Source organism: Gemmiger gallinarum (genome assembly GCF_014982805.1).
Taxonomy (GTDB): domain Bacteria; phylum Bacillota; class Clostridia; order Oscillospirales; family Ruminococcaceae; genus Gemmiger; species Gemmiger gallinarum.
The window spans coordinates 1-25,130 of record NZ_JADCKC010000001.1 but is presented as its reverse complement, the minus strand read 5'-3'; the positions used below and the strand labels follow the sequence as shown (position 1 = coordinate 25,130).

Sequence of the window (25,130 nt, the reverse complement as noted above, 5' to 3'; positions counted from 1 at the left end):
CCGCGTGCGGTCTTTACCGGAAAACGTATTTGCCGCCCCCTGGCGGCGGGATCAGCCTTGCACGGATCGTGCAGGTCACAGCAGCTTGACCTGGGAAAGTTCCAGCTCTGCCGGAGTTTCGCGGCCAAACATCGAGATCTTGACGCGGACCTTGCGGGCGTTGGTGTCGATGGCTTCGACCACACCGACAGAACCCGCCATGGGGCCGCCGGTGAGCTCCACCGTATCGCCGACCTCGTAATCCACACGAGGTCCGGACACGATCTCGACACCCAGCTTCTCGACTTCCTCTTCGGTCAGGGGCTCCGGCTTGGATGCCGGGCCGACAAAACCGGTGCAGCCGCGCGTGTTGCGCACGATGTACCAGGTATTGTCATTCATGACCATTTTGACGAAGACATAACCCGGATAGATCTTGCGCTGGACTTCTTTTTCACCGATCTTGTTCTCGTTTTTGTCCAGCTTGTCCTCGATGACAGTCTCGGTGGGGACCTTGACATCACAGATCAGGTCCTGCAGGCGGCGGTTTTCCACCATCGTCATCAGGTCCTGGGCCACCTTGTTCTCGTAGCCGGAATAGGTGTGGACAACATACCAGTAAGCCTGTTCAGCCATGAATCATGCCTCCAAGTCGTCAGGCGCCGATCATCAGCTGGATGACGCCGCCGAAGATCAGGTCCAGCAGAACCAGCACCACCGCGGCGATCAGCACGACGACCAAAACGGTGATGGTGTTGGTGCGAACCTGCTTTTTGCTGGGCCAAACGACCTTTTTCAGCTCGCTCTTGGTGTCTTTGAAATACTTACCGATGCGGCTGAAAAAGTTCTTGACCTTGGTGAAGAAGGAAGTCTTCTTTTTGCCGTCGGTCTTTTTGTCAGCCTTCTTGTCGGCCTGTTCGGCCTTGGCGGCTGCCCCTGTTACAGCTTTCTTATCAGCCATTGTTCAAGCTCCGCCTTTCCTTACTTCGTCTCGCGATGGACGGTATGCTTCTTGCAGAAACGGCAATACTTCTTCATCTCGATGCGGTCAGGGTTGTTCTTCTTGTTCTTGGTCTTGTTATAGTTGCGCTGTTTGCATTCCGTGCAGGCAAGAGTGATTTTGACAGTCATGTTTCGGCACCTCCAATTAACGGTTTCTAAAGCCTCCCTCGTGCTTGCGGTCGCGCCCAAAAAAGGGCACAAAAAAATAGCCCCGCAAAAGAGGTAGTATCATAATATCATAGTTGTTTCCTCTCGTCAAGAGGGACAAGCACAATATTTATGATATTTCTTCGCATTCGACCGCTCATTATGGTACACAAAACCCCGCTGCTTGTCAAGCGCAAAGCCCGGCAGAGCAGCGGGGAAAGTTTGTATTTCAGCCTTCCGCAGTGTTTCCGGCAGGCACCGCCTCGTCCTTATCCGTTGAGGGGGACATCCAGTTCCCTGGCCAGGGTGAAGCTGTAGATGGTCAGCTTGGTTACCGGCACCCGCAGCCGCAGGGCAAAGGCGCGGCGGTAAAGCCGCAGCTGGGCCCCGTAGGCATCCACATAATACTGGGGATCGGTCTGGCGGTCGGTCTTGTAGTCCAGGATCTCGGCGTGGTCGTCAAACACCAGTACCAGGTCGGCAATGCCCTGCACCAGCACCTGAGCCGTGTCCGGGGCTCCGGGAGATATCTCCCCCGCCGGCAGCGCCGTGATGAAGGGTTCCTCCCGCAATACCTGCTTTGCACTGCGCACCCGGCGCCAGGCAGGGCTTTCAAAGAAGGTGCGCACCGTATCCAGGTCCAGCACCCCGGCCAAGGCCGGGTCCAGCAGTTGCAGGTCGGTCTGGCGGCGGACTTCGGCGTCCAGGTCGGTCATGTCCCGGTCAAAAGGCACGCTCTGCAGGAACGCATGGATGGCGGTGCCGCGCTCGGCCCCGGTCATACCGCTTTTCTGCAGAAAAGCCGGGCGCTGCTGCACCGTCTCCCCTGCCCCGTGGGTCACGGCGCTGACGCTGACCTTGACCGGCACATCCCGCAATGCCTCGTCGGGACTGTGCCAGGCAAAGCCCCGAATCAGTTCCTCCTGAAGGGCTGTGTCGGGGGCGGGCATTTCCTCGGGTTCCTGCGCCGGTAGGACTTCCGGCGGTTCCACCAGGCGGATGGACAGCGGTGCGCCGGTTTTGTCCTGGGCGGGCAGCAGGTCGGTGCGGGCCCAGAGGATATCGCTGTCCGGGTGGCGCAGAGCCGCCGTCAGCAGCCAGCCCGACCAGGCCTGGAAGTCACAGAGGGCCTCCGGCGTGAGCATATCGGCCGCCGCATAGAGGGCCGGGGTCTTGAGCTCGCTGTCGGTATGCTTGAGGGGCACCGTGATGAACAGGGCGTCCTGGGCACGGGTCAGCGCCACGTACAGGATGCGCATTTCCTCGCTGAGGGATTCTGCCTTGATCTGCTGCACCAGGGCCGCATGGGCCAGCGTCTTGTACCGCCGGGCCTGACTGCCTGCCCGCAGCGTCATACCGATGCCCAGCTCCCGATGGAACAGCACCGGACGCATGATGTCGGAATTATTGAACTTGTGGGAGGTGTTGGCCACAAAGACGATGGGGAATTCCAGTCCCTTGGAGCGGTGCACCGTCATAATGGAGACACAGCCCGGGCGGGACTGCCCGGTGCCCGACTGGGTCAGGCCGCCGTTCTGCCGTGCCGCCCGCATGGCCCGGACCAGCGCCGCCAGTCCGGCCTTGCCAGCCCCGGACGCCCAGCCTGCAAAGGCACGGAGGTCATCCCGGCAGCGGGCTCCGTCGGGCATGGCTCCCGCCGCGGCAAGGTAGCCGGTGCGGGCAAAGAGCTCCTCAATGAGTCCGTCCACCGGCAAAGTGCGGGCCAGACGGCGGAACACCGCCAGCTGCCGGGCAAAGTCCTGGAACTTTTTCTCCCTGCTGGCCAGCACAGCGCCGTACAGGCTGCCGCCGGGCAGTTCCTGCCGCAGGTGAACCAGATCGTCGGGGGTAAAGGGGAAAATGGGGCTGAGCAGCACCGCTGAGAGGGCCACATCCTGGGCCGGGTTGTCGATGACCTCCAAAAGTGCCGCAAAGGGGCGCACATGAGGAGCGTCCAGCAAGTCCGCGGCGGTGTCGGCAAAAACGGGGATGCCCCGGGCACGCAAAGCGGCCTCATAGGTGGGAAAATCTCCCCGGCCACGCAGCAGAATACAGAAGTCGCCGTAATCACAGGGGCGGGTGGCATCACCATCCCGCACCGGGAAGGCCTCTTCCTTTAATTGTTGGATGCGCTCGGCCACGGCGCGGGCATCGGCATCCACGTCGGCGCCGTCCACCACGGTAAGCTCACAGGTTCCTTTATATTCGGTCTCGCGGCCCACCACCAGGCGCTGGCCATCGCCGTAATCCACACCGCCCAGCCCCGCCGAGAAGATATGTTCAAAGAAATAGTTGGCCCCTGCAATGACGTTGGGGGCACTGCGGAAGTTGGCGTCCAGAGCGATGGTAGCCGGCCCCGACGTGACGGGCCAGGCGGGCCAGGCTTTCTGCTTCTCGATAAACACCGAGGGCTCCGCCTGGCGGAAGCGGTAGATGCTCTGCTTGATGTCGCCCACAAAAAACAGGTTGGAGGCATCGGGCTTTGCCAATGCATAATAGATGGCGTCCTGCAGGGCGTTGGTGTCCTGATACTCGTCCACCAGCACGTAAGAGTACTGGGCCGAGACGGTGGTGCACAGCGGGGTGCGGCTGCCGTCGGGGGTCTTGAGCAGGTCCAGGGTCAGGTGCTCATAGTCGGCATAGTCGAGAAGCTTTTCCGTCACCTTGGCCGTAAAATAGGCCGACGAGAACTGAGACACCGCCCGGCCCAGAGCAGCCACCAGGGGTGCGGCGGCGGTGCGGTCGACGGCAAATTCTGCCCCGGTGCAGAGCAGCAGGTCGGTGCGCAGCTGGTCCATTCGCTTTTTGGCACGGGTGCGCAGTTCCGCCGCCGCACTGGCATAGGGGTTGGAATCCCGGCCGCCCTTGACCCGTCCCGCCGAGGGCCACTTGCCCATGTCCGAGGCGGCGTTCACGGCAGCCTCCCAGTCCCCGCTGCGGAGTTTGTCCTCCAGCAGGGCCAGGCGGGTGTCGTCGTCCTCCAGCACGACGGCAAAGGCCTGGGCGGCGGCATCGTCCAGCGCCGCGCGGCTGCGGGCAGCGGCGATCAGGCAGCGGGCACTCGCCACCCGGGCCAGTGCCGCCGAGAGCAGCGTTTTGCCCCAGGCCGTCTCCTGGGGCGGTTCGTCGGTCTGCCACATGGCCACAAAGTTTTCCAGCGCCTGCGGGGGGTAGGGCAGCGTACGGAGGAAATCGTGGAGGGCAAGCACCGTCTGACCTGCCGTGTCGTCTGTCCGCCCCCGGTCGTACATGTCGGCAAAGGCCCGGAAGTCGGGGTCCTGATAAGCCTGTTCCAGCGTGTCGGCCAGCACCTCCTGCCGGATGCGGAAGAGGTCGGCGTCGTCGGCGGTGGTAAAGTCGGGCGGAATGTCCAGGGAGGAAAAATGCTGCTGCACAAACCGCAGGCAGAAGGCATCCACCGTGCCGATGGAGGCTCTTTGCAGCCGCATCTGCTGGCGGCGCAGGCGCAGGTCATCGGGATGGGCGCGGACCTCCTTGCCCAAGCGCTCGGTGATATCGGCGCGCAGCTTGGCCGCCGCCGCATTGGTGAAGGTCATGATGAGAAGGCTGTCGGCCTCCACGGGGTGGTCGGGGTCGGTGATGAGGCCCACCACCCGTTCCACCAGCACGCGGGTCTTGCCGGAGCCTGCCGCTGCGCTGACCAGCAGGCTGCCGCCCCGGGCCGAGATTGCCGCCTGCTGGGCGGGGGTAAACTGGATCTTTTTGGGTGCGGTATCAGCCATGCTTTGCTCCTCCTTTCTTTTTGGTTTTTGCTTTTCCGGTTTCCACCGGGCTTTGCTCTTCAAAGGGGTCACCGTCCATCAGGGCGGTGCGCTCCCCTTCCCCGTCCGCGTGGCGGCAGACGGCGCGGTAATCACACCATACACAGGGGGTGGAGTTGCCCGGACAGAGGGGCTCAGCGGCGATCTTGCCCGCGTAAAGGTTATCCGCCATCTGCAGCAGCAGGCCGTCCAGGTGGTCCCGGATGCGTCCCAGCTTGTCGGCATCGGCCAGGCGGGCGCGGGAGGCTGCCGACACCTTGCCGCTGCTGGCCAGGTAGGTCAGGGGCGAGTAGGCGCCGGTGCCTTTGGTATCCATGGCCCGGTAGACGCTCTCCTCATCCAGAAGCAGTCCCTCCATGGGGTAGTCCTGGGGGGCGTCGTCCTCCGCCTGGGGGCGGGGCTGGGTCTTTGGGGAGGGGTCGGCCATGAGGTATTCCACTCCCGCGGCACGCAGTTCCCCGCCCGGTTCGCCGCCCAGCTGTTCAGCCATACCGGAACCGTTGCGTTCCAGGGTAAAGAGGTACATGAGCATCTGGCAGTCAAGGCCGTAATAGACCTCCCGCAGATCAAACTTTTTGGTTCCGGTCTTGTAGTCCACCACCCGCAGATAGGTGGTGCTGCCCAGTGTCATGGCGTCTACACGGTCGACGGTGCCCACCACCCGCACGGTGTGGCCCTTCTCGTCCGAGAGCTCCACCGGCAGGACCCGGGGAGCGTCGGGGTCGTCCGGGTCGGGGCGGTCGTCGATGCGCAGCTCAAAGGCCACCGGGTGAAAGCCTGACTGGCGCATATCCCGCTGCAGAAAAGCCAGCAGGTTCTTGAGGTTGCGGGCAATCCGCTCGATCAGATACTGCATCCGCACCCCGGCGCCTGGGAGGTTGGCGTCGGCGTACTCCCTGACGAGGGTGTCCACCAGCTGGCCAATGTCCGCCTCGTCCAGTTCCAGAAAGGCCTTGCCGGTGCGGCGCAGGGCGTTTTCCAGCACCCAGTGGGTGAGGGTGCCGCTGATGTTGGGGGCAAGCTCCGCTTTCTGCCGGGGTTTGGCCCGCAGCACATACTCCATGAAATAACCGAAGGGGCAGACTGCGTACCGCTCAAACCTTGTGGGGCTGACGCGGATGCTGCGGCCCAGGAGCTGTTCCAGCGCTTCGGTGTCCTCCACTTTGGCGGGGTCACGGCGGGCGGCACGTTCCACGGCAGCAAAACCAGGTGCAGCGGCGGGGGTGTGTTCCACTGCCTGCAAGGCACCGTAAACGGCAGCCCGCTGGGGCGTCTGCTGCTGCCACAGGCTGCCCAGCAGATCGAGGGCTGCGGCAGGAGTCCCCGCCAGGTCCCGGGGGTCGGGTTCTGCGGCAGGGACCTGCATGAGCTCCAGCACAGGGGCCAATGCTGCCGAGACCGGCAGCCCCGCCGCGCCCCCCGGCCAGGACAGCCAGACAAACCGCCGGGCAGCCGTGAGGGCCTTGTAAAAGCAGACCTGTTCCCGGATGACACGGTTTTCAAAGCAGTCGGGCAGTTCAGCGCCTTGGGCGATCATGGCGTCCCGGTCGGCGTGGGTCAAAAGGCCGGTGTCTCCCGGCGTCTGGGGGAACTCCCCTTCCGCCAGACCGAGGATGAAGCAGGCGTCAGTCTCGGGCAGGCGCATACGGCCCGCCGTGGTGAAAATGACGCTGTCCATGCTCTGGGGAATGTGCCCCATATCGGTGGTGCGCAAAAGCAGAGTGAACAGTTCGTCGTATGCGGCGGGAGCCAGTACCTCCCCGTCGCTGCCCAGCAGCCGGACCATCTGGTCCAGCAGACCCATGACCACGTTCCACTCCCGCAGGGCCTCGTCGGCGGCAGGGAGTTCTCCCCCCTCCCGCAGGGTCTTTGCCAGGGCTTCCAGGGCATCCTCCGCCCCGAGAGATTGCAAAAATCCATAGATATGCCGGGTCAGACCCGTCACGTCGGCCCCTTTGGCGCCGTTTGTGAACCGGGTGATTCGGCTGACGAGAAAATCCCGTGCCTGCTCGGCCAGGGCCAGGTCATTGCGCTCCTGCTCCCCCATGCGGTCGGTATAGCCCGCCGGGTTGCGGGTAAAAGGCTCCCGCCAGTCGGCGGCGGAGAGCGTCCAGGTATAGGCGTAGTTTTCCAGGGCGCACTGGGCGTCCTGGGGCAGCGAGGTCAGCCCCGTCTTGAGCAGGCGCAGCACCGCCGTGGTGGAAAGCCCGCCCCGCAAAAGATCCAGCGCCGCATGGACCGCCCGGGCGGGGGCAGTGTTTTCCGGGGTGGTGGACTCATCGCAGAAAAGAGGGATATCCGCCAGCCGGAACTCATACCGCAGGGCGGGCAGATAGTCGGGGGCATTGCGGCAGATGACTGCCATCCGCCGGTAAGGCACGCCCTGTCTGGCACAGCGGCGGACGGCGGCCGCCACCGCCTTGGCTTCCTCCTGGCGGCTGTCGGCGGCAAAGTACGTAAGCTCGGGCTTTGCCGGGTCCACGGTGCACTGAGGGGTGTAGGTGGGGTCGGCCAGCAGCAGGGAGAGCTCGGCCAGGGCGGGGGCATGGGTGTGGCGGGGGTCGTCGGTCAATGTCTCAGTATGGCAGGGCACGGAGGCGCGCTCGGCCATCTGGCGCAGCTGAGCTGCCACCCGCTTGGCGCCCGAGAAAACGCCCATGCCTCCCGTGGTATCCGGGATGCCGTCGCAGCACAGGGCGACGGTCACATCGGCCACAGGCAGCATAGCCTCCAGCATGGCACGCTTGGAGGCGTTGAAGGTATCGAATTCATCAATGTACACGCTGCGGCCGGCAAAGAATTCCGGCTCCAGCTTTCTGGCGGCCAGCTCCACCCGGTCGCCGGGGTCCATGCCCGTCCCGGCCAGAAGCCCCTCGTAAGCGCCATAAATCAGCGCCAGCTCCCCCAGTTTGTCGTGGTCGGCTCCGGGAGCCCGGGCATAATCGGCCAGCATGTCGGGGGTGACCCCGGCGCTTTTCAGCTCGTCAATGGTCTGGGCAGCTTTTTCACAGAAAGCCGCGCTCTGACGCTGACGGCTGTAATAGACCACCTTGTCCAGCAGCGAGTCCAGCGCCCGGCGGACCAGCACAGCCCGCCCGGCTTCATCCAAAGTAGGCACCGCGGCCCCGCCGTAGCGGCGGAGCAGCGTCTCCGCCAGGGAGGTGAAAGAGTAGCTCTCCACATAGCCGGAGAGGGTATCCCCCAGCAAGCGGTAGAGGGCGCCCTCGGTGGAGGAAGTGAACTGCTCGGGCACGATGAGAATGCTGCGGCGGCCGGCCTCGGCCTCAGCCTTAAGGGTCTGCATCAGCCGGGTGGACTTGCCGCTGCCGGAAGTTCCCAAAAGCAGGTTGAGCATGTGGTTTTCCTTTCTATCTATCGTTCATCCGATGCCGCGGATGACATCCGCCAGTTTTTTTGCCCCGTCCAGCAGGGCAAACCGGACTTCATACCCGCCGAAAACCAGAGCGTTCTCGGCCTCGTCCTTATACTGCGCCTCGCTGCTGCCGATGCACAGCTCCGGATACAGCACGCAGAACCAGTTATGGCCCTCCGCTTTGCCCAGCTCGATGCGCAGGGCAGTGTAGGTCCCGCCGGGCAGACGGAAACTGCCGTAATCCCTGGCAGCAAATTCCGCCTGTTCCAGCCGGACGGCAACGGTCTGGGCACTGCCCACCCGGCGCAGGGTGTCCTCCGCCGTCTTTTGCAGGCGGCGCTGAGCGGCGTTCACCGCCGCGACGGCGTCTGCCTTGTCGTCGGCATCGGCCAGGATATCGGGCATCTCGGTGAGAACGGCATCCCGGACCTTCAGCTTGAGCAGCTGGTCCTCGATGGTGTCGCTGTTGGCAAGGATATGCAGGCGAAGGGTGTCCGCGCAGACGGCGGCAGATACCTGCTGGCGGTGCCAGAGCGCCGCGGTAAGTACAACGGTCAAAACCAGCCCCAGTGCCACGCCGATCTCAACGGCGGCACGGCGGACGGGCAGGCGAAAAGTTCGCTGTTTCATAAAACCCTCCCGGTCGAAACCTCTTTTTCCGCCGGAGTTTGGCGGCAAAGAAAGTATGGTCCCGACCCGGAGGGTCTATACATAAAATCCAATCAGTTTTTGGCTTTGAGGGGACGGCTGTACACCACCCGGGCGCCGCCCAGGTCCGGCTTTGCCAGATACACCTTTTTATACTGTTTTTGCAGGGCGGTGCGGGCGGCACGGGCTTTGGCCTCGTCGTCAAAGATGCCGAACACTGCCGCCCCCGACCCGGTCATGAGGCTGGTGCAGGCCCCGGCCTCGTCCAGAAGTTTCCGGATGGCAGGGGTTTCCTCGGCGCCGCTGCAATGTTCCAGGGCATTGCCCGCCGCCCGGCAGAGGCCCGCAAGGTCCCCTGCCCGGATGGCATCCTCCTGGGCCTGGCAGTCGGGATGGACAGGGCTGCCCATGGTGTCGTACCTCTGGAAGGCCTCCGGCGTGGAGACGCCCACCGACGGCATGACCACCACGAACCAGCAGGGCGGGCAGGGCGGCAGGGCTTTGATGAAGTCCCCCACCCCCTGCACCCGGCAGGTACCCCCCATGAGGGCAAAGGGCACGTCGGCGCCGATGGTTGCCCCCAGGGCGCAGAGTTCGCTCATGGAAAGGCGGGCGCCGTACAGTTCGTTCATGCCCACCAGCACCCCGGCGGCGTCGGCACTGCCCCCCGCCATACCGGCCCGCACCGGGATCGTCTTGCGGATGGTGATATCCACCCCGGCCAGCAGCCCGGTATAGTGGAAGAAGGCCATGGCCGCTTTGACGGCCGTGTTCTTGTCATTGACCGGCACAAAGCTGCCGGGCATACGTACGTTGAGGGTCTCGCTGCGGCGCAAAGTCAGCTGTTCCCGCAGAGTGATGGCCTGCATGACCATGTCAAGATCATGGTATCCGTTGGGCAAAAGGCCCACAACGTCCAGGGAAAGGTTCAGCTTGGCGGGCGCAATAACCGTTACGCTTTGTTTTTGCATTGGTGTTTCCTCCCCGAGAAGCGGCTTACTTGTGCCAGCCGTGTTCTTTCAAAAATGCGCGCATCCGCTTGATGGCAGTCTCAAGATACTCCACGCTGTAGGCGTAACTGATGCGGGCGTAGCCCTCACCGGATGCCCCGAAAGCGTCGCCGGGAACGATGGCAACATGCTTTTCCTGCAAAAGCAGCTCGCAGAAGGCGGCGCTGCTCAGTCCCGACACCTGAATACTGGGGAATACATAGAAAGCTCCCAACGGCGTAAAGCAGTCCATGCCCATATCGTTCAGGGCCTTGACCAGAAAACGGCGGCGGCGGTTATACTCGTCCCGCATTTTTTCGATCTGATCGTCGCACTGGCGCAGGGCGGTAATGGCGGCGTACTGACTGGTGGTGGGAGCCGACATGATGCAGCTCTGGTGGATCTTGGTCATGACCTTGATGATGGGAGCGGGGCCAACCGCGTAGCCCAGCCGCCAGCCCGTCATGGCGTAGGACTTGGAAAAACCGTTGACCACAATGGTGTGCTCCCGCATGCCGGGCAGGGCCGCAATGCTGACGTGGTGCTCAGGGCCGTAGGTCAGCTCGGAGTAGATCTCATCCGACAGCACCAGAACGTTGGTGCCGCGCAGGACCTCGGCGATGGCCTCCAGGTCGGCGCGCTCCATAACGCCGCCGGTGGGGTTATTGGGGTACGGCAGGATCAGCAGCTTGGTTTTGGGGGTGATGGCCGCCCGCAGCTGCTCCGCCTTGAGGCGGAAACCGTCCTCCGGCCGGGTGGCGATATGCACCGGGACGCCACCGGTCAGCTCGGTGATGGGCTCGTAGCAGACAAAACAGGGTTCGGGAATGATGACCTCATCCCCCGGCTCCACCAGGGCGCGGATGGCCATGTCAATGGCCTCGCTGCCGCCTACCGTGACGAGAACTTCATCCTCGGGATGGTAGTGCAGGTCAAAGCGGCGGTCAAGATACTTGCAGATCTCGTCCCGCAGTTCCTTCATGCCTGCGTTGGCGGTGTAGCGGGTCCGCCCCTGCTGCAGAGTCCGGATGGCCGCGTCGCGCACGCTCCAGGGCGTCTTGAAGTCCGGCTCACCCACACCCAGAGAAATGCACTCCGGCATATCGGCCGCAAGGTCAAAAAACTTGCGGATTCCGGAAGGACGCATGGCCTTCGCCCGGGGAGAAAGCAAAGATTCGTAATCCATCACAGCACCGTACACTCTCTTTCGTCGATCTCTTCATCCTGAAACAGGATGCCGCCGCGCTTGTACGGGCGCAGCACAAAGCTGGTGGCCGTGGACAGCACGTCGTCCAGCGGGGAAAGCCGCATGGCCACAAACAGGGCAATCTGCTGGAAACTGCTGCCTTTGATGGTGACCAGCAGATCATAGCCGCCGCTCATGAGCATGACGCCGTCCACTTCCTCAAAGGCTGCAATGGTGGCGGCAATCTCCTCAAATCCGCGGTCTTTGCGGGGAGACACGTGCAGCTCGATCACAGCCTCCACCTGATTGACGCCGGCCTTTTCCCAGTCCACCAGCGCCTGATAGCCCCGGACATACCCCTTCTCGGTCGCCTCATCCATCAGTGCGGCGGCCTCGGCGGCGGGGACATCCATCATCGCAGCGATATCCTCCAGCGGAAGGCGTGCGTTTTTCTCCAGAATATGCAGCAATTCTTCCATCTTTTCCATAACTCGCTCCTTTCCCGCCCCGGACCGCAGTGCCGGCAGGGCGCGTGCCAAAACAGATTTTTCTGTCATTATAGCATATCGGTCCGGGGTTTGCATCCCTTTTTCCGGGGCATGGCCGCTTTTGCGCTATAAATTCCTGTACAGTGGTATCCAAACGGAAAGAAATCTGTTATAATGGCTGTGTTCGCAATATCCAATATATCTGGGATGGGGGATATTTATTATGAAAGCTGTCATTACCGTCATCGGCCATGATACCGTCGGCGTTGTCGCCAAAGTCGGCACCGTGTGCGCCGAAATGAACATCAACATTGAGGATGTGACCCAGAGCATCATGCAGGAAATGTTCTGCATGATCATGCTGGTGGACCTGTCCAAGGCAAACGTTCCGCAGGACGCTGTCCGCGCCCGCTTTGACGAGCTGGGCAAGGAAATGAAGATGCAGGTCACGCTGACGCGTCAGGAAGTCTTTGACGCCATGCACAAAATCTGACGGAGGGGTTTGCTAACATGCGGATACTGAACAGCGGCGATATTATGGAAACCATCGAGATGCTGACAAACGAGAATCTCGATGTCCGCACCGTAACGATGGGCATCAGCCTGCTCGACTGCATTGACCCCGACGGCAAGGCAGCCTGCGAAAAGATCTACAACAAAATTGTTTCCCGCGCCAAAAACTTGGTTCCCGTGGTGGACGCCATCAGCGCCGAGTACGGCATTCCCATTGTCAACAAGCGCATCAGCGTCACTCCCATCTCCATGCTTCTGGGCGCCGCACCCGATGCCGATCCCGTAGACTACGCCAAAGCCCTGGATGCCGCCGCCAAAACGGTGGGTGTCAACTTCATCGGCGGTTTCGGCGCGCTGGTGCACAAGGGCTTTTCGGCAGGCGACAAACGCCTGATCGAGAGCATTCCCCGCGCCCTGGCCGAGACCGAGATCGTCTGCTCCAGCATCAACGTGGGCTCCACCAAGTCCGGCATCAACATGGACGCGGTGCGCATGATGGGCCAGGTGGTCCGCAAAACCGCCGAGCTGACCCAGGACAACATGTGCATGGGCGACGCCAAGCTGGTGGTCTTCTGCAACGCGCCGGAGGACAACCCCTTCATGGCGGGCGCCTTCCATGGTCCCGGCGAGCCCGACTGCGAGATCCACGTGGGTGTTTCCGGCCCCGGCGCTGTGCGTGCCGCCCTAGCCAAGCTGCCCAAGGACGCCCCTATGGACGAGGTGGCCGAACTGGTCAAGCGCACCGCCTTCAAGATCACCCGTCTGGGCCAGCTGGTGGCCAACCTGGCCAGCGAGCGGCTGGGCGTGCCCGCCGGCATCATCGACCTGTCCCTGGCGCCCACCCCGGCCATCGGCGACAGTGTGGCCAACATTCTGGAAGAGATGGGCCTGGAAAGCTGCGGCTGCTGCGGTACCACCGCCTGCCTGGCCCTGCTCAACGACGCAGTCAAGAAAGGCGGCGTTATGGCCTCCAACCATGTGGGCGGCCTGTCCGGCGCCTTCATTCCGGTCTCCGAGGACGACGGCATGATCAAGGCCGCTGAGTGCGGCAGCCTAACGCTGGAAAAGCTGGAAGCCATGACCGCAGTCTGCTCGGTGGGCATCGACATGGTGGTCATCCCCGGCGACACCTCCGCCGAGGTCATCAGCGCCCTGATTGCCGACGAGGCAGCCATCGGCATGGTCAACAGCAAGACCACTGCCGTCCGCGTCATCCCGGCCATTGGACACAAGGCGGGCGATGTGCTGGACTTCGGCGGTCTGCTGGGTCACGCTCCCATTATGCCCATCTCCAAGTTCAAGCCTGACGTCATGATCCATCGCGGCGGACGCATTCCCGCCCCCATGCAGGCACTGAAGAACTGATCTTCCCTGCCCCCAAACCATAAAGTGTGCATAAACATCCTCCTGCCCGGCAATACTGCCAGTGGAAAGGAGGATGTTTTTCATGTCCTTATTTCAGAAGATCCTGCTCCTGCTCGTCATTATCGGCGGGCTGAACTGGGGCATCTACGGCATCTGGGCGTTCGACGCGGTGGGCTGGCTGTTCGGCGGCAGTCTTGGCTGGCTGGCCCGCGCGGTGTTCATCCTGGTGGGCCTGGCGGCGATCGCATTGATCCCCACGCTGTTCATGTCCAAGCCGCCCGAGAACCGGGACGCCCAGTAAGCCTTCGGCGGGCTGCAGGAACGCCCGCTGCGCCGGTGCCCTTTGTGCCGGCGTGCTACTTATCCCCTGCCCCTTACACGGCTGCCCTTGCGGGCCGCCGTGTTTTTGTATCGGGATCGTTCCCTGCTGCGCCTCGGATTGTATCAGAGTCTTTACCAGTCTGCCCGGATATGGTAGAATGCCTGAAAAAGCACAAGGAGTTTTCTCATGCTGGACAATCAGGGGTTCAATCTTTGGGCGCAGGAGTACGACAACAGCGTCCGCCGTTCCGACGAGAACAGCCGCTACCCGTTTGCCGGGTATCAGGACATTATGGATGAGATTTTCCGCCGGGTACTGAGCGCTCCGGGGCGGGATATTCTGGATATCGGGTTTGGTACCGGTGTTCTGACTGCCCGACTGTACGAACAGGGGTGCCGGATCTTCGGGCAGGACTTTTCCTCCAAAATGATCGAGCTGGCCCAGCAAAAAATGCCGGAGGCCATCCTGGTTCAGGGGGATTTTTCCAAAGGGCTGGCCGCCCCGCTGCGGCAAAACCGCTATGATGCCATTCTGGCCACCTATTCCCTGCACCACCTCACCGATGCGCAAAAGGTCTCCTTTCTCGGGGAGCTGCTGTCCTGTCTGCGGGAAGGCGGCAGCCTCTATATCGGGGATGTGGCCTTTGCCACCCGCCGGGAGCTGGAAGCCTGCCGGGCTGAGGCGGGCGACAGCTGGGACGAGGACGAGATTTACTTTGTCTTTGACGAGCTGAAGTCCAGTTTCCCGACCATGCAATTTGAGCCGTTTTCCTACTGTTCGGGGCTTCTGTCCTTAAGAAAGTAAGTCAGCCTGGGGCATACAGCGCGCTCATCGGGAATCAAGAAAAAGAGGTACTTCCGCCGCATTCTGTGCAGCGGGAGTACCTCTTTTTGATTTTATCTATTTTGTCACTGAGCGGCATCCGCCTTGGGCGCGCTGAGGGCAAAGGTCAGCTCGGCCTGGGCAGCCAGTTTGCCGTCCACAAAGGCGCGGGCCATGCCGTACCCCACCGGGCCCACCCGGCGCACGATCTCACAGCGGAGTTCCAGCACATCGCCGGGAGTGACCTGATATTTGAAGCGGGCGTTCTTGACGCCGCCGAAGAAGGCCAGTTTGCCGCGGTTTTCCGGCTGGCAGAGCAGCGCCACCGCCCCCACCTGGGCCATGGCCTCCAGGATCAGCACGCCGGGCATGACCTTGTACTCCGGGAAATGTCCGCAGAAAAAGGCCTCGTTTCCGCTGACGCATTTGCGGCCCACCGCCCACTGGCCCGGTTCCATATCCAGGATGCGGTCCACCAGGGCAAAGGGATAGCGGTGGGGCAGAATGCTGGCGATCTCGTCGCAGGTCAGGGTGTTGGCGTTCTCCCGCGGGAGGGCGGGAATGGAACTTTCAACGTTCATGTTCAGCCCTCCCATTTGCGCAGGACGATGCAGGCGTTGTGACCGCCGAAGCCCAGGCTGTTGCTCATGGCGCAGCGCAGGGGCATCTCCCGGCCGGTGTTGGGCACATAGTCCAGATCGCACTCGGGGTCGGGCTGCTCATAATGGATGGTGGCGGGGACAAAGCCGTCGTGCAGCGCCATAACGGTGAGGACCGCCTCCACGCCGCCCGCGCCGCCCAGCAGGTGGCCGGTCATGGACTTGGTGCTGGACACGCAAAGTTTATACGCCCAGTCGCCGAAAGCCGTCTTGATGGCAGCAGTCTCACAGGAGTCGTTCATGTGGGTGGAGGTGCCGTGGGCGTTGATGTAGTCCACATCCTCCGGCTGAATGTCTGCATCCTGAATGGCCAGGGTCATGCAGGCCGCGCCGCCTGCCCCCTCCGGTGCCGGTGCGGTGATGTGGTAGGCGTCGCAGTTGGCGCCGTAGCCGATCATCTCGGCGTAGATCTTTGCGCCGCGGGCCTTGGCGTGCTCCAGTTCCTCCAGAACCAGGACGCCGCCGCCCTCGCCCATGACGAAGCCGGAACGGCGGGCATCAAAGGGAACGCTGGCGCAGGCGGGGTCCTCGGCATTGCACAGGGCTTTCATGCTGGAGAAGCCGCCGATGCCCAGCTCGCTGATGCAGCTTTCGGCGCCGCCGCAGAGCATGACATCCTCGTAACCGTCGCGGATGCGATGGAAAGCGTCGCCCACCGCGTTGGTACCGCCGGCGCAGGCGGTGACGGGGCAGTTGCACATGCCCTTGAAGCCGGTGCGGATGGCGATCTGGGCCGCCGCCATATTGGCGATGGTCATGGGCACAAAGAAGGGGCTGACCCGCTCAAAGCCCTTCTGCAGGCCGCGGGAATGCTCTTCCTCGATGACGGGCAGGCCGCCGATGCCGCTGGAAACAATAACGCCGCAGCGGGCAGCCTCCGGGGAATCAGGGTCGACGGAAAGGCCGCTGTCCGCCAGGGCCTCCGCTGCCGCATAGACGGCGAACTGGGTGAAGCGGGCCATCTTTTTGGCGTCCCGCCGCTCGATAACCGGCTGAGGGTCAAAGTCCTTGACTTCCCCCGCCAGATGTACCTTGAAATTGCTGGCGTCAAACAGGGTGATGGGCGCGATGCCGCAGACGCCTGCCTTGGCGGCGGCCCAGGTCTCGGCAGTGTTGTGTCCGATAGGATTCACCGTGCCAAGGCCGGTGACGACGACTCTGCGTTTGTCCATAACTGTACTCCTTATCATGTTCTGCCGGGTCAGACGGCCATGCCGCCGTCGACGCAAAGCACCTGTCCGGTAATGTAGGAACTGCCTTCGGCGGCAAAAAATTCCACCGCCCGGGCGATCTCGTCCGGGTCGGCCATGCGGCCCGCCGGGATGGTGGCCAGCGCCGCCGTGCGGGCGGCTTCCGGCATGGCGGCGGTCATCTCGGTACCCACAAAGCCGGGAGCCACCGCGTTGACCGTGATATTGCGGGAAGCCAGCTCTTTGGCCAGGCTCTTGGTCAGGCCGATCAGGCCCGCCTTGCTGGCCGCGTAGTTGACCTGGCCCGCGTTGCCCCGCAGGCCCACCACGCTGGTCATGTTGATGATGCGGCCGTAACGCTGGTGCATCATCATGCGGGATGCCGCCTTGCAGCAGAACACCGCGCCCTTCAGGTTGGTGCCCAGCACCGCGTCGTAGTCGGCCTCGCTCATGCGCAGCAGCAGGCCGTCCCGGGTAATGCCGGCATTATTGACCAGCACGTCCACCCGGCCAAACTGCTTCTTGACCGCGTCGAAGAGGTCGGTGCAGCCCTGGGTAGAGGAGACATCGGCCTGCACCGTCAGCACCTGTGCCCCCGCCTCCCGGCAGAGAGCGGCAGTCTCCTCGGCGGCCGCGGCATTGCCCGCATAGTTGAGGCAGATGTCATAGCCCGCCTTTGCCAGCCGCACGCAGACGGCGCGGCCGATGCCCCGGCTGCCGCCGGTGACAACGGCAACGCGGCGGTCGGGAACCATAGCTTCCTTCATGTTCAGGCCTCCCCTTTCAGCTCAGCCACTGCGGCGGCCAGCTCCTGGGCGGTCTCCACCGCCAGGCAGCGCACCGAGGTGCCCAGCGTCTTTTTCACAAAACCGGACAAAGCACGGCCGGGACCGATCTCCACAATGGTATCCACACCCAGCTCGCCCAGACGGCGGATGGTGTCCTCCATGTAAACACTGCTCTGCACCTGACGGACCAACAGGTCGGGGATGGTATCCTCCGCGGCCTTTTCATGGCCCAGGCAGTTGAACAGCACCGGGATCTGCATCTCGCCGAAGGTGACGGTGCGGAATTTTTCCTGGAGTTCCTCCCCCGCCGGGTGCATCAGGCTGGTGTGGAAGGGTCCGCTGACCTTGAGGGGCAGGCAACGCTTGGCGCCCGCCGCCTTGGCCAGTTCCGACGCACGGTCCACAGCAGCCTTCTCGCCGCCGATGACCAGCTGACCGGGGCAGTTGTAGTTGCAGATCTGCACCACGCCCTGGGAAGAAGCCTCGTCGCAGCAGGCCTGCAGCTTGTCCCGGTCAAGGGCCAGCACCGCGGTCATGCCGCAGTCAATGCCATCGGCCGCCTTGGCCATGGCCTTGCCCCGGAAGGCTGCCAGTTCCACGGCGGTGGCGGCGTCAAAGACGCCTGCCGCCTGCAGGGCGGAATACTCGCCCAGAGAAAGGCCTGCCGCGTACTCGGGCCGAATCCCTGCCGCGTACAGCGCCGCGGTAACACCCGCCGCAAAAGCCACCATGCAGGGCTGGGTATACTGGGTCTGGTTGATGACCCCATCAGGGTCGTCAAAGCAGACGGATTTCAGGTCGAAATCCAGCTTGGCAGCGTCAAAAGCTGCCCGGAAGTCGGCGCTGCTCTCATAGAGATCGCGGCCCATGCCGGCATGCTGGCTGCCCTGGCCCGCGTACAAAAATGCCAGTTTCATCAAAGTACCTCCCCTGTCATTCAGGCCTGTGCCAGATTCTGAATCTCGGCGATGCGGCGCTGTGCTCCCGTCCAGAGCTCATCCAGAATTTCCGCCGCCGGGCGGATGTCGTGGAGCATGCCGCTGACCTGGCCCGCCATCAGGCTGCCGGTGTCGGTGTCACCCTCAAACACGGCGCGGCGCAGGCTGCCCAGCGTGTACTGTTCCAGTTCCATCTTGTCGGCCCCCGCCTTTTCCCGGCGGACGTACTCCCGGCTCATGCGGTTTTTCAGCACGCGGACCGGGGTGCCGCCGATGCGGCCGGTGACGATGGTATCGCTGTCCTTGGCCTTGAGCAGGGCGGCCTTGTAGTTTTCATGGATGGGGCACTCGGTGCTGGCCAGCAGGCAGGTACCCACCTGAACACCGCAGGCCCCCAGGGCCAGGGCTGCCGCCATCTGACGGCCGTCCGCGATGCCGCCCGCCGCAATGACCGGCAGGTCCACCGCGTCCACCACCTGGGGCACCAGGGCCATGGTGGCCATCTCGCCCACATGGCCGCCGCTCTCGGTGCCCTCGGCGATGATGGCATCCACCCCCGACTTGGCCAGGTGCTTTGCCAGCACCGCAGCGGCCACCACGGGAATGATGATGATGCCGGCTTCCTTCCACTTGGCAACATACTTGCCGGGGTTGCCTGCACCGGTGGTGACCACGGGGACATGCTCCTCCGCCACCACCTGGGCGAACTCATCGGCGCAGGGGTGCATGAGCATGATGTTGACGCCGAAGGGCTTGTCGGTCAGTTCCCGGCAGCGGCGGATGTGGCCCCGCAGATCGTCGGCGCTGCGGACGCCGCCCGCCCCGATGATGCCCAGGGCGCCTGCGTTGGAGCAGGCTGCGGCAAACTCTCCGGTGGCAATGTTGGCCATGCCGCCCTGAATGATGGGATACTTGGTCCCGAGGATCTCGTTGAGCAGTTTCATTTTTCTTCCCCCATGGATACGGTCAGCAGCACCCCGGCCCAGGTCAGGCCGCCGCCAAAACCGATGCACAAAACCGTCTGACCGTCTTTCAGCAGCCCGGCCTCGCGCATATCGCGCAGGGCCATGGGAATGCTGGCGGCGCTGGTGTTGCCGTAACGGTCGATATTTTTATAGAACTTTTCGGGCGGAGCACCCAGCTTTTTGACGCAGTGGTCGATGATACGGGCGTTTGCCTGATGGCAGACCACCCAGTCCACCTCATCCAGCGTCTTGCCTGCCCTGGCCAGCGTCTCATGCAGGCAGTGTGGGATGGCTTCCACCGCAAAGCGGAACACCGCCCGGCCGTCCATACCGATCTTGCTGGTTTCGGGGCCAGGGCCTTCGGCCACAATGGCCTTGCTGCCCCGGGCCCCCAGACAGGATACCAACGGCTTGCCGGGTTCCTTACGGTACACCGCCGCGCCCGCACCGTCGCCGAACAGCACACAAGTGCTGCGGTCGGTCATGTCCAGCAGGCGGGAAAGCTGCTCGCAGCCCACAACCAAGGCATAGTCGCCGCCGCAGTTTTCCAGAAGGCCCGCCGCCGTGACGGTGCCGTACAAGAATCCGGAGCAGGCCGCGTTGACATCCAGCACCGGAATGTCCTCGGGCAGGCCGAGTTCCGCCTGTACCATGCAGGCAACACTGGGCGTGGCATAGTCTCCCGATACGGTGGCACAGATGCAGCAGGCGATCTGCTCCGGAGCAATGCCCGCGCCCTCCAGGGCCTGGCGGGCTGCCGCCACCGCCAGGGTGACGGTGCTCTCCCCTTCCCCGCAGAAATAGCGGTTGCGTATGCCCGTCCGCTCGGAGATCCAGGCGTCGCTGGTATCCACCGTCAGGCTCAGTTCATCGTTGGTCACACACCGTTTGGGCAGGGCCCGGCCGGTGCCGATCAGTTGTAATCCTGTCATGGCTCCTCCTATGCGGACCGGGTTCAGACCTGGCCCATCTGACGGAATTTCTTATACCTCTGGTTGGTCAGCGCATTGCCGCTCATCTTGCACAGCTGGGACAGATTTTTGTCCAGCACCACATCCAGGCAGGCAAACAGGCTCTTGGGATCGGTCTGTGCGCCGCCCATGGGCTCGGGAATGACCTCATCAATGATGCCGAAGCCCAGCAGGTCCTGCGCCGTCAGTTTCATCACATCGCAGGCCTCTGCGTGGCGGGTGGCATCCTTCCACAGAATGCTGGCAAAGCCCTCGGGGCTGAGCACGCTGTAAATGGCGTTTTCCAGCATGAGCACCCGGTTGGCAACGCCCAGCGCCAGAGCGCCGCCGCTGCTGCCCTCGCCGGTGACGATGGCAATGACCGGCACCGTCAGCTGGCTCATTTCGGCCAGGTTGCGGGCAATGGCCTCGCCCTGGCCCCGCATCTCGGCCTCCATGCCCGGGTAGGCACCCGGCGTATCAATGAAAGTGATGATGGGGCGGCCGAATTTCTCCGCCTGCTTCATCAGGCGCAGCGCCTTGCGGTAGCCCTCGGGGCCGGGCATGCCGAAGTTGTACTTCATGTTTTCCTCAAGGGTGTTGCCCTTGCGGTGGCCGATGACGGTCACCGGACGGCCCTTGTACAGGGCAATGCCGCCCAGTATACTTTCGTCCTCCTTGCACTGACGGTCGCCGCGCTGGACGAAAAAGTCGGTGAAAAGGGCGTTGATGTAGTCGTCGATCTTGGGGCGATGGGGATGCCGCGCCAGAAAGACCTTGTCCTCCGCGTGGAGGGCGGTGCAGCTTTCCAGCAGCTCGGCACGGTCACGCTCGATCTGCTTGCGGCGCAGCTTCGCCTGGGGCGTATCCACGTCGTCCAGCGTGGCAAGTTCCTGTTCCAGCGCATCGGTCATGCGCAAGATATCCTTAATCAAGCTCGGCGTCCCCCTTTGGTGTGCAGGCGCAGCAGCTGCGCCAGAGTTGCTTTCATTTCGCTGCGCGGCACAATGTCGTCCACGAAGCCGTGTTCCTCCTGGAATTCACTGCGCTGGAAACCGGCGGGCAGTTTCTGGCCGATAGTCTGCTCAATGACTCGCGGACCTGCAAACCCGATGAGTGCGCCCGGCTCCGCCAGCATGATGTCGCCCAGGCTGGCAAAGCTGGCGGTCACGCCGCCGGTGGTGGGATGGGTCAGGTAGCTGATGAACAACCCGCCCCGGGAGGAAAACTCTGCGATGGCGGAGCTGGTTTTTGCCATCTGCATCAGGCTGAAAATACCCTCCTGCATCCGGGCGCCGCCGCTGGCAGAAAAGATGATAAGAGGCAGTTTTTTGGCCTGGGCATACTCCACCGCACGGGTGATCTTTTCCCCGACGGCGGTGCCCATGCTTCCCATAAAAAACCGGCTGTCCAACACGGCCACGACCACCGGCATGCCTTCGATCTTGCCTGTCGCCGTGATGGCGGCGTCATTCAGACCGGTCTTGCGGCTCTGAACGGCCAGCTTCTCGGCGTAGCCGGGAAAGTTCAGCACGTCTTTGGCACGGAGCTTTTCATCCAGCTCCCGGAAGCTGCCGTGGTCCAGGATCAGCGACAGACGGTAATACCCGCCGATAGGCTGATAGTGACCGCAGTTGGGGCAGACATACAATGTTTCCGCCCAGATCTTGCGGGTGGCCCGGCGCTTGCAGGTGGGACAGGTCACAAAGGTGGGTTCCTGCCAGACCGGGGCAAGCTCGCCGCTTTCGGGTGCTGCCTTGCGGATCAGTTCCCCCTGGCGGCTCACCCTGCCGATTTTATCTAAAACATTTGCCATGTTCGGATCTCCTTGTTTCCGCTCCCGGCAACGCCGGACGAACGCAGTTTGCAGCTTTTCCCGGAAAATTACTCAGCGTGGGCCTGCAGGTAATCGTAGATGTCCTTGACGGTTTTCATATTGCCCAGCTCCTCATCGGGGATGGCAATGCCGCAGGCTTCCTCCAGAGCCATGTTCAGCTCAACAGCGTCCAGGCTGTCGGCGCCCAGGTCATCGGCCAGAGAGGCCTCCATGGTGATCTTGGCTTCGTCACAGCTGAAGGTGTCGGAAATGATCTGTTTGAGAGTTTCGAATTCCATGATACGTTCTCCTTTTGATTGTCTGTATTTGAATTAAAATAATTTACCTAAATTTATTTAGATAAATCTTATGAACATATCATATCAGAGATTTTTGCCTTGTCAAGCGTATTTTTTTGCTTTCGCCCTTCCGACCAAAAGCTTTGTGCTGTGAGCACAAATAAACCGTTGCTTTTGTACAAAATAAGTACAAGTGTTCAACATTCCGTAATAGGCGCCCCTAAAAACCACGGAGGCGTAAAGCGCAAGGGATATAAGAAAACGAAGGTTTCAAAAGAACTATGAAGCATCGAAAATTACTGCAAGGCGGTATCTGCCGCCTTGCAGTTAGAGTTTTGCGGCCTTGTTTTTATGGAACCGCGGACTCATCGATCCTTTATTTCTTTTTCCAAATGCCAAAAAGACACGGCATTGCTGCCGTGTCTTTTCATGCGTTTCTTGATCGAATTTTGTTCTGTACAGTTTGGATCTCAATGGGACGGAGCTTTTGTTTTACAAGTTTCCTCCCATTCTCATTGCCCCCAAGTTGCTATACTTATTTTTTATAAACTACCGATGCAAAGGCTGCGTTTGTGTTTCGGCTTCTCTGAATGAATCTATCGCTGCTGAAAATATCTTTTCAGAAAAGCCACTCTCTTTTTCATAAGCGTTTGAACAAATACGCTGTCTACTGCAATATCGTATCCATGCATCGTACCTTTTGTATGATTTTCTTCAACCGCCACGCCGCTAACCTTCAATTTTTCTCCGTATGCAACGGCACCGTCCAGCAGCGGATCATACTCTGCGCTTTCTATATATGTAGGGGGCATTCCCTCAAGATTTTCCGCTTCTACAAGCGAAGCGTACTCAAGCGGTTCCGGCATATCGCCAAAGAACAATTTGTTAAAGACTTTTGATTGCTTTCCCCCACACATCGGCGCATTCCGGTACTTTTTCATGCTGTTTGTCTCTGTATCCATATTGGCAAACGGATAGTACAGTTCCTGTGCACAGGGCATTTGGATTTTTTGTTTCTGCGCCATACGACACACTACTGCCGACAAATTGCCTCCCGCACTGTCTCCACAAACAGCGATCTTCTGAGGATCTATATGTATCTGTTCTGCATTTTCTAATACCCACAGGTAGGCATCAAAAGCATCCTGCTGTTCCGTGGGAAATTTATATCGGGGAGACAGCCGGTAATCCACAAGCCCCCCTGGCTCCTGTCCCCATCGCCAAACGTCGCGCCATCACAAAATGGTGGGTTGCTGCCTGATATGTAAATCCTCCTCCATGATAAAAAAGTATCATAGGGGAAGGTGTGTTGCAATTATCAGGTATATACAACAATCCAAACAACTCGTAGCCATCTCTGGCCATAAAACTGCGTCGTTCCGGCCTGATTTTTTGTCGGAACGTTCTCTGTAGTACAACAATTTCATTCCTCTTTGAAGGCAGGGCAAAAGTATTGGAATCACCGGCATCTGCATTTTCTCATATTTTTTTAGTTACGGGATCCGGTTATATTCTTATACCATACAATACAGTTCTTTTCTATTCGCGGGAGATTCTGAAGCCTCGTTCCATTATCTCACTGTCTGCTGAAAATGCTACCGTCTTCCCCAGTTGACATCCAGTATCTGTGATTATTATAAATAGTCCAAAAAAGCACAAAGCAAACATCCATATTCTCTGATATTGTTTGATTTCAAACATTCGCCTATGCTTGTGTTCAAAAAGTGGTGATAACTATAAAAGGCGATAAAATCGATCAGCGTTCGCGCTACTCTCGGAAAGCTATTTATGAAGCTTATCTTCATTTTTTAGAGACAAAACCACCCCAGCGCATCACCGTTACCGATATCTGTCGGTACGCCTGTCTAAATCGCGGTACTTTTTACCGATATTACGCAGATGTTCCTGATTTGGCCCAAAAAATTGAAAATTCCCTTGTTCAAGAGTTTATAGCTTTGATGGAAAGTATTGTGCCAGGGCAGTCATCCCCCGCCACAATCCTGCAGCAGTTGTTTCTTCTAGCTCAAAAATACCCTCATTTAAACTATTTCATGGGGGATCGTGCTTATGCCAATCACTTGCTAAGCAAGCTCCAAGTATACTACATGCCACCTCTGCAAGAACTGGTTACTGCGAACAACTCACCGCTCAATGTTTATGAGCAAAGCTTACTGATGGAATATATCAAAGGCGGTTGCAGTCAAATGTTCATCACCTGCATGAGAAATCCAGCTATTTCTCCAAAAGAAGCCGGTTCTTATATGGCTAAATTTTTAGCGCAGACACTTTGTTTATCCAAAAATAGCAAATCATGCATTAAAACTGATTTTTGTAAAATCCCATTCTAAAATTGTTTTTCCTTCACTTTTACAGCCAAAAATCGAGAGTGAGATAAACGCCAAGCTCTTTTAAGAATGGCAAAATAATAAAAATCCTGCAAAGCGGCAGAGGGCCGGAGCATGTTACGATGGAGCGCAACACCCGTTACCTGGCAAGATATCTTTCTAAAAGCATATAGAGCTGGCAGACGCTTTTATATAGAGCGTCTGCCTTATTTAAGTAATTATGGAATTTGTTTTTCAAAAAACAGGCAAAACGAAAAACAGCCTATCAACTCTGATAGGCTGTTTTTCGTCTTTTGGTGACCCGTGCGGGAATCGAACCCACGTTAACGGCGTGAGAGGCCGCTGTCTTAACCGCTTGACCAACGGGCCATATAAAAGAGAAGCCGGCATCTACCTATTTTCACAGGTCGTTTCCAACCAACTATCGTCGGCACGAATGAGCTTAACTTCTGTGTTCGGAATGGGAACAGGTGGAACCTCACCGTCATCGACACCGGCCGGTATACAATCTTTCGATCGCATATTCTCTTTTCTGAAGGCATGTGCCCTCAAAACTGAATAAGA

24 protein-coding genes, 1 tRNA gene and 1 rRNA gene are annotated in these 25,130 nt (G+C 60.5%); 5 read left to right on the top strand and 21 right to left on the bottom strand.

Annotated features, from left to right (window positions below; translation table 11 throughout):
* Positions 1–75: 75 nt before the first annotated feature.
* From nusG to INF35_RS00090, 9 genes are all read right to left on the bottom strand, one after another.
* Positions 76–615 carry a transcription termination/antitermination protein NusG gene (nusG, locus tag INF35_RS00130; RefSeq protein ID WP_193499569.1) on the bottom strand — a complete coding sequence of 180 codons (540 nt, stop codon included), beginning with the start codon at positions 613–615 and terminating at the stop codon, positions 76–78.
* A 19-nt stretch (positions 616–634) separates the two neighbouring features.
* Positions 635–940, bottom strand: coding sequence for a preprotein translocase subunit SecE (secE, locus tag INF35_RS00125; protein ID WP_193499568.1), 306 nt, complete (start codon positions 938–940; stop codon positions 635–637).
* Positions 941–960: 20 nt separating this feature from the next.
* Entirely contained in the window at positions 961–1,110 is a 150-nt protein-coding gene (gene rpmG / locus INF35_RS00120) for a 50S ribosomal protein L33 (RefSeq protein ID WP_193499567.1), read from the bottom strand.
* Between the two features lie 287 nt (positions 1,111–1,397).
* A complete protein-coding gene (locus INF35_RS00115; RefSeq protein ID WP_193499566.1) occupies positions 1,398–4,871 on the bottom strand; it encodes a UvrD-helicase domain-containing protein in 3,474 nt (1,157 codons plus the stop codon).
* The gene (locus INF35_RS00110) at positions 4,864–8,265 is read right to left on the bottom strand and encodes a PD-(D/E)XK nuclease family protein (RefSeq protein ID WP_193499565.1); all 3,402 of its coding nucleotides are present in this window, start codon (positions 8,263–8,265) and stop codon (positions 4,864–4,866) included. Before INF35_RS00110 ends, INF35_RS00115 begins: the two co-directional genes overlap by 8 nt.
* Positions 8,266–8,289: 24 nt before the next feature.
* Positions 8,290–8,913 carry a stage II sporulation protein R gene (locus INF35_RS00105; RefSeq protein WP_193499564.1) on the bottom strand — a complete coding sequence of 208 codons (624 nt, stop codon included), beginning with the start codon at positions 8,911–8,913 and terminating at the stop codon, positions 8,290–8,292.
* A gap of 92 nt (positions 8,914–9,005) precedes the next feature.
* On the bottom strand, positions 9,006–9,902 hold the full coding sequence (ispE, locus tag INF35_RS00100; RefSeq protein ID WP_193499563.1) for a 4-(cytidine 5'-diphospho)-2-C-methyl-D-erythritol kinase: 897 nt from the start codon (positions 9,900–9,902) through the stop codon (positions 9,006–9,008).
* Positions 9,903–9,927: 25 nt separating this feature from the next.
* Positions 9,928–11,106 carry a pyridoxal phosphate-dependent aminotransferase gene (locus INF35_RS00095; RefSeq protein WP_193500484.1) on the bottom strand — a complete coding sequence of 393 codons (1,179 nt, stop codon included), beginning with the start codon at positions 11,104–11,106 and terminating at the stop codon, positions 9,928–9,930.
* Positions 11,106–11,585 (bottom strand): Lrp/AsnC family transcriptional regulator, encoded by a 480-nt coding sequence (locus INF35_RS00090; RefSeq protein WP_193500483.1) that lies wholly within the window; start codon positions 11,583–11,585, stop codon positions 11,106–11,108. Before INF35_RS00090 ends, INF35_RS00095 begins: the two co-directional genes overlap by 1 nt.
* A gap of 232 nt (positions 11,586–11,817) precedes the next feature.
* Here INF35_RS00090 and INF35_RS00085 point away from each other — a divergent pair, with 232 nt between their 5' ends.
* The 4 genes from INF35_RS00085 (at position 11,818) to INF35_RS00070 (ending at position 14,598) form a co-directional block, all read left to right on the top strand.
* Positions 11,818–12,087: an ACT domain-containing protein gene (locus INF35_RS00085; RefSeq protein WP_193499562.1), complete on the top strand. Its 270-nt coding sequence runs from the start codon at positions 11,818–11,820 to the stop codon at positions 12,085–12,087.
* A 17-nt stretch (positions 12,088–12,104) separates the two neighbouring features.
* Positions 12,105–13,472 (top strand): PFL family protein, encoded by a 1,368-nt coding sequence (locus INF35_RS00080; protein WP_193499561.1) that lies wholly within the window; start codon positions 12,105–12,107, stop codon positions 13,470–13,472.
* An 82-nt stretch (positions 13,473–13,554) separates the two neighbouring features.
* On the top strand, positions 13,555–13,773 hold the full coding sequence (locus INF35_RS00075; protein ID WP_193499560.1) for a DUF378 domain-containing protein: 219 nt from the start codon (positions 13,555–13,557) through the stop codon (positions 13,771–13,773).
* Positions 13,774–13,980: 207 nt separating this feature from the next.
* Positions 13,981–14,598: a class I SAM-dependent methyltransferase gene (locus INF35_RS00070; protein WP_193499559.1), complete on the top strand. Its 618-nt coding sequence runs from the start codon at positions 13,981–13,983 to the stop codon at positions 14,596–14,598.
* 104 nt (positions 14,599–14,702) lie between these two features.
* Here the strand turns inward: INF35_RS00070 and fabZ are convergent, their stop codons facing one another.
* The 10 genes from fabZ to INF35_RS00020 all read right to left on the bottom strand — a co-directional run bounded on the left by fabZ (position 14,703) and on the right by INF35_RS00020 (position 23,414).
* Positions 14,703–15,197 carry a 3-hydroxyacyl-ACP dehydratase FabZ gene (gene fabZ / locus INF35_RS00065; protein ID WP_193499558.1) on the bottom strand — a complete coding sequence of 165 codons (495 nt, stop codon included), beginning with the start codon at positions 15,195–15,197 and terminating at the stop codon, positions 14,703–14,705.
* Positions 15,198–15,199: 2 nt separating this feature from the next.
* Positions 15,200–16,447 carry a beta-ketoacyl-ACP synthase II gene (fabF, locus tag INF35_RS00060; protein WP_193499557.1) on the bottom strand — a complete coding sequence of 416 codons (1,248 nt, stop codon included), beginning with the start codon at positions 16,445–16,447 and terminating at the stop codon, positions 15,200–15,202.
* A 29-nt stretch (positions 16,448–16,476) separates the two neighbouring features.
* Positions 16,477–17,232, bottom strand: coding sequence for a 3-oxoacyl-[acyl-carrier-protein] reductase (gene fabG, locus INF35_RS00055; RefSeq protein WP_235983062.1), 756 nt, complete (start codon positions 17,230–17,232; stop codon positions 16,477–16,479).
* Between the two features lie 2 nt (positions 17,233–17,234).
* Positions 17,235–18,170 (bottom strand): ACP S-malonyltransferase, encoded by a 936-nt coding sequence (gene fabD, locus INF35_RS00050; RefSeq protein WP_193499556.1) that lies wholly within the window; start codon positions 18,168–18,170, stop codon positions 17,235–17,237.
* 20 nt (positions 18,171–18,190) lie between these two features.
* Positions 18,191–19,135, bottom strand: a complete 945-nt coding sequence (locus INF35_RS00045) for a nitronate monooxygenase (RefSeq protein ID WP_193499555.1) — start codon at positions 19,133–19,135, stop codon at positions 18,191–18,193.
* Positions 19,132–20,088 (bottom strand): beta-ketoacyl-ACP synthase III, encoded by a 957-nt coding sequence (locus INF35_RS00040; RefSeq protein WP_193499554.1) that lies wholly within the window; start codon positions 20,086–20,088, stop codon positions 19,132–19,134. The genes INF35_RS00045 and INF35_RS00040 overlap by 4 nt, the downstream gene beginning before the upstream one ends.
* 23 nt (positions 20,089–20,111) lie before the next feature.
* Positions 20,112–21,041, bottom strand: coding sequence for an acetyl-CoA carboxylase carboxyltransferase subunit alpha (locus INF35_RS00035; protein ID WP_268885718.1), 930 nt, complete (start codon positions 21,039–21,041; stop codon positions 20,112–20,114).
* Positions 21,038–21,922 (bottom strand): acetyl-CoA carboxylase, carboxyltransferase subunit beta, encoded by an 885-nt coding sequence (gene accD, locus INF35_RS00030; protein ID WP_193499553.1) that lies wholly within the window; start codon positions 21,920–21,922, stop codon positions 21,038–21,040. Before accD ends, INF35_RS00035 begins: the two co-directional genes overlap by 4 nt.
* 68 nt (positions 21,923–21,990) lie before the next feature.
* The gene (gene acpP / locus INF35_RS00025; protein ID WP_193499552.1) at positions 21,991–22,221 is read right to left on the bottom strand and encodes an acyl carrier protein; all 231 of its coding nucleotides are present in this window, start codon (positions 22,219–22,221) and stop codon (positions 21,991–21,993) included.
* Between the two features lie 596 nt (positions 22,222–22,817).
* The gene (locus tag INF35_RS00020; protein ID WP_193499551.1) at positions 22,818–23,414 is read right to left on the bottom strand and encodes an alpha/beta hydrolase; all 597 of its coding nucleotides are present in this window, start codon (positions 23,412–23,414) and stop codon (positions 22,818–22,820) included.
* Positions 23,415–23,948: 534 nt separating this feature from the next.
* Here INF35_RS00020 and INF35_RS00015 point away from each other — a divergent pair.
* A complete protein-coding gene (locus INF35_RS00015; protein ID WP_193499550.1) occupies positions 23,949–24,569 on the top strand; it encodes a TetR/AcrR family transcriptional regulator in 621 nt (206 codons plus the stop codon).
* 291 nt (positions 24,570–24,860) lie between these two features.
* On the opposite strand, the gene INF35_RS00010 is transcribed toward INF35_RS00015, so the two are convergent.
* Positions 24,861–24,935: transfer RNA gene (locus tag INF35_RS00010), tRNA-Glu, on the bottom strand.
* A gap of 12 nt (positions 24,936–24,947) precedes the next feature.
* A 5S ribosomal RNA gene (gene rrf, locus INF35_RS00005) occupies positions 24,948–25,064 on the bottom strand.
* Positions 25,065–25,130 lie beyond the last annotated feature (66 nt).